This window comes from Sphingomonas parva (ex Maeng et al. 2020) (genome assembly GCF_004564275.1).
Classification (GTDB): domain Bacteria; phylum Pseudomonadota; class Alphaproteobacteria; order Sphingomonadales; family Sphingomonadaceae; genus Allosphingosinicella; species Allosphingosinicella parva.
In genome coordinates, this window is the sequence record NZ_SPDV01000022.1 from 15,100 (window position 1) to 27,219 (window position 12,120).

Sequence of the window (12,120 nt, forward strand, 5' to 3'; positions counted from 1 at the left end):
GCGCGCGATGCGGCGATTACTCGCGCGACATTCCGCCGCCGCTGCCGCGATTGCCCATCGCCTCGGTATCGCGCTGGGCCTGCTTCTGCTTGGCGGCGTCGATCTGGGTCCACTCGGAGCGGGTCCGGCAGATCGACTTGGGGATGATCGTCTCGGTGTTGACGTCGCGGCGGCAGACCTTCTTTTCCTTCTTGGTCTTGGCCGGCGCGGCCGACTCCTCGGCCGCGGCGGGCGCGGCGATGGCAAGCAGAGTGATGAGAGCGAGATAGCGCATTGAAATTCCCCACAGTTCCCGATTCGCCTGTAACCTAAAGCAAGTCTCGAGCGCCAGCATTTCCGTTCGACGAAAGCGTCCGATGCTGCGACGGACGCGCCGAAGCCGCCTCAATCCTGCAGGCGCAGGGCAATTTCGCTCATGAAGCGGGCGTCGTCGCCTCTCGCCAGCCACTCCGCCTCGGCGGCGATCGCGCCCAGCATGTCGGCGAGGCGGTCGGTCTCCGCCTTGGCGTAATTGCCGAGGACATGGCCGGTGACCCGGTCCTTGTGGCCCGGGTGGCCGATGCCGATCCGCACCCGGCGGAAATCGTTGCCGACATGGGCGTCGGCGGAGCGCAGCCCGTTATGGCCGGCGGTGCCGCCGCCGGTCTTCACCTTGACCTTGAACGGGGCGAGATCGAGCTCGTCGTGGAAGACGGTGACATCGCCCGTGTCGCGCTTGAAGAAGTCCATCGCGGCGCGGATCGCGCGGCCGCTCTCGTTCATGAAGGTGGCGGGCTTGAGCAGGAGGATGCGGCTGGTGCCGATCCGGCCCTGCTGGGTCCAGCCCTGGAAGGCCTTCTTGGGCGGCTCGAAATTCCAGATCTCGGCAATGGCGTCGACCGCCATGAAGCCGACATTGTGCCGGTGCATCGCATATTGCGCGCCCGGATTGCCGAGGCCGACCCAGATCTGCACGGGTTCGAAATCCCAGTCGTTCGCGTCGGGCGCCTCGAGAGGCTGGCCCGGCACCTCCACCTCCCGCGGGAGGAAGAAGGCGCCGAGCCGTCTCAGCAAGGACATCAGCCCTCCGCCGAGCCCTCGTCGCTGCCCGCGTCGGCGGCGGATTCGCCGGCCGAGGTGCCCGAGATCGTCGCGACGGTGAAGTCGCGGTCGGTAATCGCGGCGCTGGTGCCCTTGGGCAGCGTGACCTGGCTGATGTGGATCGAATCGCCGATGTCGAAGCCGGCGAGATCGACGACGACCTCATCGGGGATCTCGGCGGCGTCGCAGACGAGCTCGATCTCGTGGCGAACGGCGTTCAGCATGCCGCCGCGCTTGATGCCCTTGCAATTCTCTTCGCCGGCGAAGCGGATCGGCACCTGGACGGTGACGGTGCTGTGCTCGCCGATGCGGAAGAAATCGACATGCAGCGGCCGGTCGGTGACCGGGTGGAACTGGACGTCCTTCGGCAGGGTGCGGGTGGTCTCGCCGCCGACGTCGATCATCACGACCGAGTTCATGAAGTGGCCGCCCGAAAGCGCCTTCACGAGGGCCTTTTCCTCGACGTGGATCTGGGTCGGATCCTGATTCTGGCCGTAGATCACGGCCGGGACGCGGCCTTCGCGACGCATTGCACGGGAGGCTCCCTTGCCCGCCCGTTCGCGCGTCTCGGCCGACAGCGTAAGCTGCTCGCTCATGTGCATGTCTCCAAGTGGATGTTCAAACGCCCGCGCTCACGCCTCCAGGGATGACCATGAACGGGGGAGCGGCGCCTGTAGCGAAGGCGCGGCCGGAAGGCAAGATCAGGGTCTTTCCTGCCGGCGCGCCGGCTTACTGGATGCGCTTCGCCTTCAGGCCCTTGCTCCTGAGCATCGACTGCACCGAATCCCGCCCGGCGAGATGGCCCGCGCCGACCGCCACGAAGACGGTGCCGGGACGGTCCATCCGCGCGTCGAGCCATTCGGCCCAGCGGGCGTTGCGATCGGTGAGCAGGGCCTGGCGCAGCGTCGGCGACAGCTTGGCGTCCTCGTCGAAGGTGGCAGCGATGCCGGCCTCGTCGCCGCGCGACCAGGCGTCGAGCATCTTGCGGAACTGCTCGCGCAGGTCCTCGGGGGATTCGAGCACGCCGACCAGGAAGGTGCGCTGCGCCTCCTCCGGCAGGCGATCGAACAGGCCGAGCTGCTGCTCGATCGTCTCGAGGCCGAGGACCGGCTTGCCGCTGGCCTTGTAGCCGGCGCCCAGCGACTTCTCGACGCCGGCCTCGCCGCTGACGCCGAGCTGCTTGAAGGTGACGCTGACCAGGGCGAGCGCGGCCGCCCAGGTCTCGAACCGGTCGAGCGCCGCCGCGGGAATGCCGCTGTCCTTGACCATCGCGTCGAGCGCGGCGCGCTTCTCCTCCGGCACGCGCTCGCGCAGCGGCGGAAGGCCGGACGAGAGGCCGAGCCTGGTCATCGCCGAGGCGGCCGCCGCCTGATCGTCCAGGTTCGCGATCTCGAACACCAGCTCGTCCGCGGTGGCGAGGGCGGTGTCGAACGCCGCCGTCCGCCACTGAAGCTCGGGCGGGAGGAGGTGGAAGGTGCCGAACAGATAGATCGTCGTATCCTCGTCGGCGAGCTTCCACATCGCCGGCCGGGCGGCGCCCGGCGCGGCATTGCTCTCCGCCACCGGCGCCGATGCGCAGCCGGACAGCGCCAGCGCGACGGCGATGCCGCCCAACAAACCGGTCTTGATCGCTTTCAGCATGGTCGTCCTTCGAGATCCGCGCCGGAAACAAGGACATGGCGGTCCCGGCTCCGGCTTGCCGGCTTGTGCCCGCCGCGCCCCCTCGGGTCAATCGCGGCCGCTTCCCTTGACCGGCCGCAGGGGTTGCGCCAGAGCGAGACATCCTTCCTTTGTTGCAGGTGCGAAGCAGATCGCCGTGGACAAGCCTCCCAGCTTCCAGTCGCTCATCCTCACCCTCCACGATTACTGGAGCCGCCAGGGCTGCCTGATCCTGCAGCCCTACGACCTGCAGATGGGCGCGGGCACGTTCCACCCGGCGACGGCGCTGCGCGCGCTCGGCCCCAATCCGTGGAAGGCCGCCTATGTCCAGCCGTGCCGGCGCCCGACCGACGGGCGGTACGGCGAGAATCCGAACCGGCTGCAGCATTATTACCAATATCAGGTGATCCTGAAGCCGAGCCCGCCCGATCTGCAGGCGCTGTACCTCGGCTCGCTGTCGGCGATCGGGATCGACACCGGCAAGCACGACATCCGCTTCGTCGAGGACGATTGGGAGAGCCCGACGCTCGGCGCCTGGGGGCTCGGCTGGGAAGTCTGGTGCGACGGCATGGAGGTGACCCAGTTCACCTATTTCCAGCAGGTCGGCGGCTACGACTGCAAGCCGGTCGCCGGCGAGCTCACCTACGGGCTCGAGCGGCTGGCGATGTACATCCAGGGCGTCGACAACGTCTACGATCTCGCCTTCAACGACGAAGGCGTCACTTATGGCGACGTCTTCCTCGAGAACGAGCGCCAGTTCAGCGCCTACAATTTCGAGGTCGCCAACACCGAGACCCTGTTCCGCTGGTTCAAGGACGCGGCGGAGGAGAGCGCGCGCTGCATCGAGGCGAAGCTGCCGCTGCCGGCCTATGACGAGGCGATCAAGGCCAGCCATATCTTCAACACGCTCCAGGCCCGCGGCGTGATCTCGGTGGCCGAGCGCCAGGCCTATATCGGCCGGGTGCGCGACCTCGCGAAGGGCGCCTGCCAGGCGTGGATGGAAAAGAACGGATGGGCGGCGTGATGGCCGATTTCCTGCTCGAGCTCCTCTCCGAGGAGATCCCGGCCCGGATGCAGGCCAAGGCCTCGGCCGATCTCGCGCGCCTGCTCGGCGAGCAGCTCGCCGCGGCCGGGCTGAAGGCTGAGGCGATCGAGACCTTCGCGACGCCGCGCCGGCTGGCCCTGATCGCGCGCGGCCTGCCGCTCGAGACCGCCGCCGTGCAGGAGGAGCTGAAGGGCCCGCGGGCGAGCGCGCCGCCGCAGGCGCTGGAAGGCTTCCTGCGCAAGACCGGCCTGACCCGCGAGCAACTGGTCGATCGCGACGGCGTGCTGTTCGCGGTGATCGACAGGCCGGGCCGCGCGACCGGCGCGGTGCTCGCCGAGGCGATCCCGGCGATCGTTCGCGCCTTTCCCTGGCCCAAGTCTATGCGCTGGGGCGTAGCGTCCGCGTCGAACGAGAGCCTGCGCTGGGTGCGGCCGCTGCAGGGCATCGTCGCCCTGCTCGGCGAGGAGATCGTCGCCTGCGAGGTGGCCGGGGTGCGCTCGGGCGCGGCCACGGTCGGCCACCGCTTCCACCATCCCGGCATCATCACCATCGGCAGCGCCAACGATTATGCCGAGAAGCTGCGTGCCTGCCACGTGATCGTCGATCCGGCCGAGCGGCGCCGGATCATCGACGAGGGCGCGCGCGCCGCGGCCGCGGCGGCCGGCCTCACCCTGGTCGAGGACGAGGGGCTGCTGGTCGAGAATGCCGGCCTCACCGAATGGCCGGTGCCCCTGCTGGGCCATTTCGATCCCGCCTTCCTCGCGGTGCCGCGCGAGGTGATTCAGCTCACCATGCGCACCAACCAGAAATATTTCGCCTGCACCGACGCGGACGGACGGCTGGCGCCGAGCTTCGTCTGCACCGCCAACATCGACGCCAACGACGGCGGCAGGGCGATCGTCGAGGGCAATCAGAAGGTGCTCGCCGCCCGCCTGTCCGACGCCAAGTTCTTCTGGGAGCAGGATCTGAAGGCGCCGCTCGACGCCTTCCTGCCCAGGCTCGACGACATGCTGTTCTACGAGGGCATGGGCAGCCTGCGCGCCAAGGCCGACCGGATTGGCGCGCTCGCGGCGGCGATCTGCACCCGCTGGTTTCCCGATCGGGATCCGGAGACCGCGCGCCGTGCCGGAATCCTCGCCAAGGCCGATCTCGCCACCGCGATGGTGGGCGAGTTCCCCGAGCTTCAGGGCGTGATGGGCGGCTATTATGCCGAGGCGGCGGGCGAAAAGCCGGGCACCGTCTCGGCGCTCAAGCAGCAATATCTGCCGGCGGTGGAGGGCTGCATCCCGGCCTGCGTCGCGCTGGCCGACCGGATCGACACGCTGACCGCCTTCTTCGCCAGGGGCATCCGGCCGACCGGCTCCAAGGATCCGTTCGCCCTCCGCCGCGCCGCCCTCACCATCATCCAGACGACCCTGGCCAACGGAACGCGGCTGCGCCTGCGCGAGGCGCTCGCGCTCGCCGAGTCCGGCGGGGACGTGGACGAGCTGATGGCCTTCTTCGCCGACCGGCTGAAGGTGCAGCAGCGGGAGGCGGGGGTGCGGCACGACCTGATCGACGCGGTGTTCGCCCTCGGCGGCGAGGACGATCTCGTCCGGCTGCTTGCCCGCGTCCGCGCGCTGCAGGCGTTCGTCGAGACAGGGGAGGGGAAAGATCTCCTCGCCGGCTACAAGCGCGCCGCCAACATCCTCAAGAAGGAAGGCTGGGGCGCGGCCTCGCGGGCGATGGCCAACCGGGAGAACGAGTCGATCCCGCAGACCGGGGAGGAGGACCCGCTCGTCCTCGTCGACGATCCGCAGCTCGCCGAGGCGGTGGCGGCGTTCAACCAGCGCCACCCGCTCCCCTACGAGCCCGAGCCCGAGGAAGCGGCGCTGATCCACGCGCTCGACGCCGCCGAGCCGCAGGCGCGCGCCGCGGTGGAGGCCGAGGATTTCGAAGGAGCGATGGCGGCGCTCGCCAGCCTGCGCGGGCCGGTCGACGCCTTCTTCGACAAGGTCACCGTCAACGACGCCGATCCGGTGAAGCGCGAGGCGCGGCTCGATCTGCTCGCCCGGATGCGGGACGCGGTCCACGAGGTCGCCGACTTCTCGAAGGTCGAGGGCTGACGGCACGAACCTGTCGCGCCTGGAACCGCTTTGATCACCGGAGCTTCTACCAGGAAGATCCGTAAGACAGGAAGGCAGGGAATGGCGCATTACGTGTACCGCTTCGGGGGCGGAGTCTCCGACGGCGGCAAGGGTGACAAGAACCTGCTCGGCGGCAAGGGCGCCAACCTTGCCGAGATGGCCGCGATCGGCCTGCCCGTGCCTCCCGGCTTCACCATCTCGACCGAGATGTGCACGCGCTATTACGAGGAAGGCGAGAGCTTCCCCGACAGCCTGCGCGACGAGGTGGCGAACGGCCTCGCCCATATCGAGGGGATCACCGGCAAGACGTTCGGCGATGCCGCCGATCCTCTGCTCGTCTCGGTCCGCTCGGGCGCGCGCGTGTCGATGCCCGGCATGATGGACACGGTGCTGAACCTCGGTCTCAACGACGCGACGGTCGAGGGTCTCGCCGCCAGCGCCGGCGACCCGCGCTTCGCCTGGGACAGCTACCGCCGCTTCATCCAGATGTATTCGGACGTGGTGCTGGGCCTCGACCACGGCCGCTTCGAGGAGGCGCTGGAGATCGCCAAGGAGGATCGCGGCGTCCATCTCGACACCGAGCTTGAGGCGGAGGACTGGCGGCGGCTGACCGGGCGCTACAAGGAGCTGGTCGAGGAGGAGCTAGGCCGGCCGTTCCCGCAGGACGTGCACGAGCAATTGTGGGGCGCGATCGGCGCCGTGTTCGGATCGTGGCAGTCGGAGCGCGCCAAGGTCTACCGGCGGCTGAACGCCATTCCGGGCGACTGGGGCACCGCCGTCAACGTCCAGGCGATGGTGTTCGGCAACATGGGCGAGACCTCGGCCACCGGAGTGGCCTTCACCCGCGATCCTTCGACCGGCGAGCGGGCCTATTACGGCGAGTATCTGATCAATGCCCAGGGCGAGGACGTCGTCGCCGGCATCCGCACGCCCCAGTATCTGACCCGCGCCGCGCGCGAGGCGGCCAAAGCCAAGGCGGTGTCGATGGAGGAATCGATGCCGGAGGTGTTCGCCGAGCTGGCGCGCGTCTTCGACCTGCTCGAGGCGCATTATCGCGACATGCAGGACATCGAGTTCACGGTGGAGCGCGGCCGACTGTTCATGCTGCAGACCCGGTCCGGCAAGCGCACCGCGCGCGCGGCGTTGCGCATCGCGGTCGACATGGCGGGCGAGGGGCTGATCTCCGAGGAGGAGGCGATCCTGCGCGTCGATCCGGCGGCGCTCGACCAGTTGCTCCACCCGACGCTCGATCCGGCCGCCGAGCGCAAGGTCATCGCCAAGGGGCTGCCCGCCTCGCCGGGCGCGGCCTCGGGCGCCGCGGTGTTCGACGCCGACACGGCGGAGAAGCGCGCGGGCCTCGGCGAGAAGGTGATCCTGGTCCGCATCGAGACCTCTCCCGAGGACATCCACGGCATGCACGCCGCCGAGGGCATCCTGACCGCCCGGGGCGGCATGACCAGCCATGCTGCGGTGGTCGCGCGCGGCATGGGCCGGCCGTGCGTCAGCGGTGCGGGCAGCGTCTCGATCGATTACGCCCGGCGGCTGATGCGGGTCGGTGGCCAGGAGGTGCGCGAAGGCGAGACGATCACGATCGACGGCGCCTCGGGCGAGGTGATGCTCGGCGAGGTCGCCACCGTCCAGCCCGAGCTGGTCGGCGATTTCGGGACGCTGATGGCCTGGGCCGACAAGGTCCGCCGCCTGGCGGTGCGCACCAACGCGGAGACGCCCGCCGACTGCCGCACCGCCCGCGAGTTCGGCGCGGAGGGGATCGGCCTGTGCCGCACCGAGCACATGTTCTTCGAGGCCGGCCGGATCGCCAACGTGCGCCGGATGATCCTGGCCGAGGACGAGGCCGGGCGCCGGGCGGCGCTGGCCAACCTCCTGCCCGAGCAGCGGGGCGACTTCGAGGAGATCTTCCGGATCATGGCCGGCTTGCCGGTCACCATCCGCCTGCTCGACCCGCCGCTGCATGAATTCCTGCCGCACAACGAGTCGGAGCTCGCCGAGCTCGCCGCCGCGTCGGGAACGAGCGCCGAGGCGATCAAGCGGCGGGTGGGCGAGCTCCACGAGTTCAATCCGATGCTCGGGCATCGCGGCTGCCGGCTCGGCATCACCTATCCCGAGATCTACGAGATGCAGGCGCGCGCGATCTTCGAGGCGGCGGCGCGGGTGGCGACGGAGACCGGCGAGGCGCCGATCCCGGAAGTGATGGTGCCTCTGGTCGGCACCAGGGCCGAGCTCGGCATCATCCGCAAGCTGATCGAGCGGACCGCCGAAGCGGTCTTTGCCGAGACGGGGCGGACGCTCGACTATCGCGTCGGCACGATGATCGAGCTGCCGCGCGCGGCGCTGCTCGCCGACCAGATCGCCGAGGAAGCGCATTTCTTCAGCTTCGGCACCAACGACCTCACCCAGACCACGCTCGGCGTCAGCCGCGACGATGCGGCGCGCTTCCTCGGCATCTATGTCGAGAAGGGGATCTTCGAGCGCGATCCGTTCGTCAGCATCGACGAGGACGGGGTCGGCCAGCTGATCTCGATCGCCGCCGAGCGCGGGCGGGCGGTGAAGCAGGACCTGAAGCTCGGCATCTGCGGCGAGCATGGCGGCGATCCGACGTCGATCGCTTTTTGCGAGAAGACCGGCCTCGACTATGTCTCGGCCTCTCCATACCGCGTGCCGATCGCCCGCCTCGCGGCCGCCCAGGCCGCGCTCCGCCACCGCCAGGCGCGCGAGGCGCTGGGCCTGTAGGCGCGGCGCCCGGCGCTCAGTCGCGCGGCTTGTAGTCGGGGAGGGTGGGGCTGCCGAGGCCACCGTCCTCGACGGCCTTCACCGCGCCCTGGACCTTGGCCACCTGGCTGCGCAGTCCGCGGGCGCTCTCGCCGAGCGCGGTCGAGGTCTCGGAAAAGGCGCCGACCTGTACGTGCGCGGCGTCGAGGCTGGCGTCGAGCCCCTTGATCGCCTCGCGCGCCGCGGCCGATCGCGCGCGGATCTGGCCGATGCTGTCGCGGCCGCGCGTCTGGAGCTGGGCGCCGCGGGTGCGGGCGGTGGCGGCGAAGGCGTCGGCGGCCGAGGCGGTGCTGCGGATCGCGCTCCGCGTGCCCGCAATACGGGCGTCGAGCGCCGCCGACTGCTGCGCCATCGCGGCGGTCGCCTGGGCGGAGGCGTCCAGCTTCGCCTCGATCGCCTTCTGCCCTTCGGGCGAGGTCATCTCGAGCAGCATGTCGGTGCCGCGCGAGATCCGGTCGAGCAGCGGCCCCGGATCGCCGGCAAGCTCGCCGAAGCCTGGCTTCTTGGCGGGGATGAGGCCGACGCCGTTCTCATTGAGCGGGATCGGGCGGCCGGCTTGATCGGGCGCCACGAGGTCGATGGTGGCGCTGCCGAAGGCGAGATCGCCCTTCAGCGTCGCCTGGGTGCCCTCGTGCACCGGAAGCTCCTTCTCGGTGATCGAGATGCGAACACGGACCAGGCCCGGGTTGCCCGGCTCCAGCCCGATCGTCTGCACCCGGCCGACCGGAATGCCGGCGAAGGTCACCGCCGATCCCTCGACGAGGCCGGCCACCGACTGGGCGAACAGGATGTCGTATTGCGGACCCTTGCGGCCGTCGTCGGGAGTCAGCCAGACGACGAACGCGAACAGCGCGGCCAGCGACGCCAGCACGACGGCCGAGACGAGGAGGATGTGCGAACGCGTTTCCAAGGGACTGAGCTGCTCCGGTGGTGCCGCCTGTGTGCACCAGCGGCGGCGCCGACGCCAACCCTAGATTTCAGCCATGCCCGCCAAAGAGAGGGTGGCCTTGGCCGCGTCTCAGGAGACCTAAAGCGGCCCCGGGCCGTCGACCCGGCGGCGCTCCTCGTCCCGCGCCGCCGCATGCCGGAGCGAGTCCATCTCGGTCGCCCGGTCGTGCAGGCGCTTGTTCTCTGCCTGGAGCTCGGCCGTGCGCCGCGTCTCGTCGCGATAGCGACGCTTCCACTTGCCGTTGGCCATCAGCGCCATGCCGACGACGAGGCCGAACAGGAAGATGAGGATGTAGAGAACCCATTCGTTGTAGCTGCCCGCGTTCACCGCTCGCTCCTCTACCAAGGATCGCCAGGCCCGGGCCGATCAGGCACGGGATGCGGATCAATGGGCGAGGGGGGCAGGTTGTTCCGCCCCCGTGCCGGTTGCCGCTGCCGCGAGGGCAGCGGCGAGACCTCAGAGCAGCGAGTCGGAGATCGAGCAGGCCGCCGGACCGAGGATGACGATGAAGAGCACCGGCAGGATGAACAGGATCAGCGGCACGGTCATGATCGCCGGCAGCCGGGCCGCTTTCTCCTCGGCGCGCATCATCCGCTCGTTGCGGAACTCGGCGGAGAGGACGCGCAGCGCGCTGGCCAGCGGCGTGCCGTATTTCTCGGTCTGGATCATCGTCGTGACGACGCCGCGCACCGCCTCGAGATCGATGCGGTTGGCGAGGTTCTCGAACGCCTGGCGCCGATCGGTGAGGAAGCCGAGCTCGATCGAGGTGAGGGCGAACTCGTCGCCGAGCTCGGGATAGGCCTTGCCGAGCTCGCGGGCGACGCGGTTGAAGGCGGCATCGACGGTGAGGCCGGCCTCGGCGCAGATCACGAGCAGGTCGAGCGCGTCGGGAAGCCCCTTCCGGATCGCGTCGGAGCGCTTGTTGACCCGGTTCTTCAGCCAGAGATCGGGCGCCTTGTAGCAGCCGATCAGGGTGGCGGCGACGAGGGCGTAGCGCTTGAACGCGCCCCAATCGGGCAGCCAGTCGAACACATAGACGCCGAGGATCACCAGGGTGCCGAGGACGAGCGGCAGGACCAGGCGGGCGAGGATGACGACGAAGGCGAGATCCTTGGAGCGGATGCCGGCCTGCATCAGCTTCTTCTGGGCGATCTTGACCTGCTCGTCCTGGACCATCTTCAGCGAGCCGAGGATGCCGCGGACCTTGTCGCCGACCTCGTTGCGGTTGCTGATGCTGCGCCGGCGCTTGTTCGAGGCGGTGACGATGCCGGCCTTGAGCTGCTCGCGCCGCTCGTTGAGGGCCTTGACGCGCTTGGCCATCGGATCGCGCACGGTGGTCGCCGCGTAGATGGCGACGAGCACGGCCATGGTCGCGATCGCGGCGAGGAACGTCGCCACGGTGAGCACGTCGATGCCCATCACCGTCGGGCCCGTTGCTGGTGGAGGTGCCATGTCGCTACGCCGCCCTAGATCTCGAAATCGACCATCTTGGCCATGATGAACACGCCGATCCCCATCCACATGAGGCCGCCGCAGCCGGCGATGATCAGCCGCTCGTCGACGAAGAACTTCTGCATGTACTCGCCGTTGATGAACCAGATCAGGGCGAAGACGATGAACGGCAGCGATCCGACGATCCACGCCGAAGCCTTGGATTCCGAAGACATCGCCTTGATCTTGAGCTTCATCGCGGCGCGCTTGCGCAGCACGTCGGAGAGGTTGCCGAGCGTCTCGGCGAGGTTGCCGCCGGTCTCGCGCTGAATGGCGAGGGTGATGACGAAGAACTGGAATTCCGGCGTGCCGAGCCGCGCGGCGGCTTCCCCGAGCGCGACCTCCATCGTCCGGCCGATCTTCATCTTGTCCGAGACGGTGCGGAATTCGTCGGCGATCGGGCCGGGGACCTCGTCCGCGATAACGCCCATCGTCTCGGTGATCGGAAGACCCGAGCGCAGGCCGCGGACCATCAGATCGATGGCGTCCGGGAATTTGGCGGTGAACTGGGCGACCCGGCGCTTGATCAGCTTGCCGACGACGAAATGCGGCAGGCCGATGCCGACGAACAGGCCGGCGAAGATCGCCAGATAGATCGGCAGGCCGCGCAGGGTCAGCATCACGGCGACGAAGACGAACAGGCCGAGCGTGGCGAGCACGTAGTGCAGCAACGTCCATGAACGGCCGGTCTGCTCGAGCCGCTGGCGGAGCAGGGCGGGGTTCGGGATCAGCCTCTGGGCGAGGCCTTCCATCTTGGAATCGTTGCGCGTCTGGCGAATGCGCTTCATCTGCGCCTGGGCGGCGACCTCGTTCGAGCGGCTGTGCCGCTCGCGCACGCTCTCGAGGCGCCGGTGCGACGCCTTGGCCGAGGACGGGCCGTTCAGGGCCAGGGCGAAGATGCCGAGCGTGCCCAGCAGCCCCATGGCCAGGATCAGCACTGGAAAGCTAAGCTCCATCTATTCCTCGCCCTTCGCGTGAGGCCG

The 12,120-nt window shown here is 69.1% G+C and carries 11 protein-coding genes; 3 read left to right on the forward strand and 8 right to left on the reverse strand.

The window, feature by feature from the left end:
* Window positions 1-16 precede the first annotated feature (16 nt).
* The 4 genes from E2493_RS12750 to E2493_RS12765 form a co-directional block, all read right to left on the reverse strand.
* Window positions 17-274 carry a hypothetical protein gene (locus tag E2493_RS12750; protein ID WP_135087360.1) on the reverse strand — a complete coding sequence of 86 codons (258 nt, stop codon included), beginning with the start codon at window positions 272-274 and terminating at the stop codon, window positions 17-19.
* 110 nt (window positions 275-384) lie between these two features.
* Window positions 385-954 carry an aminoacyl-tRNA hydrolase gene (pth, locus tag E2493_RS12755; RefSeq protein WP_135087441.1) on the reverse strand — a complete coding sequence of 190 codons (570 nt, stop codon included), beginning with the start codon at window positions 952-954 and terminating at the stop codon, window positions 385-387.
* Window positions 955-1,058: 104 nt separating this feature from the next.
* Complete coding sequence (locus E2493_RS12760; RefSeq protein WP_135087362.1) at window positions 1,059-1,676, reverse strand: 50S ribosomal protein L25/general stress protein Ctc; 618 nt, start codon at window positions 1,674-1,676, stop codon at window positions 1,059-1,061.
* 133 nt (window positions 1,677-1,809) lie between these two features.
* Window positions 1,810-2,721, reverse strand: coding sequence for a TraB/GumN family protein (locus tag E2493_RS12765; protein ID WP_135087364.1), 912 nt, complete (start codon window positions 2,719-2,721; stop codon window positions 1,810-1,812).
* Window positions 2,722-2,896: 175 nt separating this feature from the next.
* Between E2493_RS12765 and E2493_RS12770 the strand changes: the two genes are divergently transcribed.
* From E2493_RS12770 to ppdK, 3 genes are all read left to right on the forward strand, one after another.
* On the forward strand, window positions 2,897-3,763 hold the full coding sequence (locus E2493_RS12770; RefSeq protein ID WP_135087366.1) for a glycine--tRNA ligase subunit alpha: 867 nt from the start codon (window positions 2,897-2,899) through the stop codon (window positions 3,761-3,763).
* Complete coding sequence (gene glyS, locus E2493_RS12775; RefSeq protein ID WP_135087443.1) at window positions 3,763-5,889, forward strand: glycine--tRNA ligase subunit beta; 2,127 nt, start codon at window positions 3,763-3,765, stop codon at window positions 5,887-5,889. Before E2493_RS12770 ends, glyS begins: the two co-directional genes overlap by 1 nt.
* A gap of 81 nt (window positions 5,890-5,970) precedes the next feature.
* The gene (ppdK, locus tag E2493_RS12780; protein ID WP_135087368.1) at window positions 5,971-8,658 is read left to right on the forward strand and encodes a pyruvate, phosphate dikinase; all 2,688 of its coding nucleotides are present in this window, start codon (window positions 5,971-5,973) and stop codon (window positions 8,656-8,658) included.
* A gap of 16 nt (window positions 8,659-8,674) precedes the next feature.
* On the opposite strand, the gene E2493_RS12785 is transcribed toward ppdK, so the two are convergent.
* The 4 genes from E2493_RS12785 to E2493_RS12800 all read right to left on the reverse strand — a co-directional run bounded on the left by E2493_RS12785 (window position 8,675) and on the right by E2493_RS12800 (window position 12,093).
* The gene (locus E2493_RS12785) at window positions 8,675-9,607 is read right to left on the reverse strand and encodes an MlaD family protein (protein ID WP_135087370.1); all 933 of its coding nucleotides are present in this window, start codon (window positions 9,605-9,607) and stop codon (window positions 8,675-8,677) included.
* A 117-nt stretch (window positions 9,608-9,724) separates the two neighbouring features.
* Window positions 9,725-9,973 carry a hypothetical protein gene (locus E2493_RS12790; RefSeq protein ID WP_135087372.1) on the reverse strand — a complete coding sequence of 83 codons (249 nt, stop codon included), beginning with the start codon at window positions 9,971-9,973 and terminating at the stop codon, window positions 9,725-9,727.
* 129 nt (window positions 9,974-10,102) lie between these two features.
* Window positions 10,103-11,098, reverse strand: coding sequence for a type II secretion system F family protein (locus E2493_RS12795; protein ID WP_167737517.1), 996 nt, complete (start codon window positions 11,096-11,098; stop codon window positions 10,103-10,105).
* 14 nt (window positions 11,099-11,112) lie between these two features.
* Window positions 11,113-12,093: a type II secretion system F family protein gene (locus tag E2493_RS12800; RefSeq protein WP_135087374.1), complete on the reverse strand. Its 981-nt coding sequence runs from the start codon at window positions 12,091-12,093 to the stop codon at window positions 11,113-11,115.
* Between the last annotated feature and the right edge of the window lie 27 nt (window positions 12,094-12,120).

Excerpts from the sequence above, each read along its gene's own strand:
- glyS (WP_135087443.1), top strand. The coding sequence starts at position 3,763 with ATGGCCGATTTCCTGCTCGAGCTCCTCTCCGAGGAGATCCCGGCCCGG.
- E2493_RS12795 (WP_167737517.1), bottom strand. The coding sequence starts at position 11,098 with ATGGCACCTCCACCAGCAACGGGCCCGACGGTGATGGGCATCGACGTG.
- E2493_RS12765 (WP_135087364.1), bottom strand. The coding sequence starts at position 2,721 with ATGCTGAAAGCGATCAAGACCGGTTTGTTGGGCGGCATCGCCGTCGCG.
- E2493_RS12760 (WP_135087362.1), bottom strand. The coding sequence starts at position 1,676 with ATGAGCGAGCAGCTTACGCTGTCGGCCGAGACGCGCGAACGGGCGGGC.
- E2493_RS12800 (WP_135087374.1), bottom strand. The coding sequence starts at position 12,093 with ATGGAGCTTAGCTTTCCAGTGCTGATCCTGGCCATGGGGCTGCTGGGC.
- E2493_RS12750 (WP_135087360.1), bottom strand. The coding sequence starts at position 274 with ATGCGCTATCTCGCTCTCATCACTCTGCTTGCCATCGCCGCGCCCGCC.
- ppdK (WP_135087368.1), top strand. The coding sequence starts at position 5,971 with ATGGCGCATTACGTGTACCGCTTCGGGGGCGGAGTCTCCGACGGCGGC.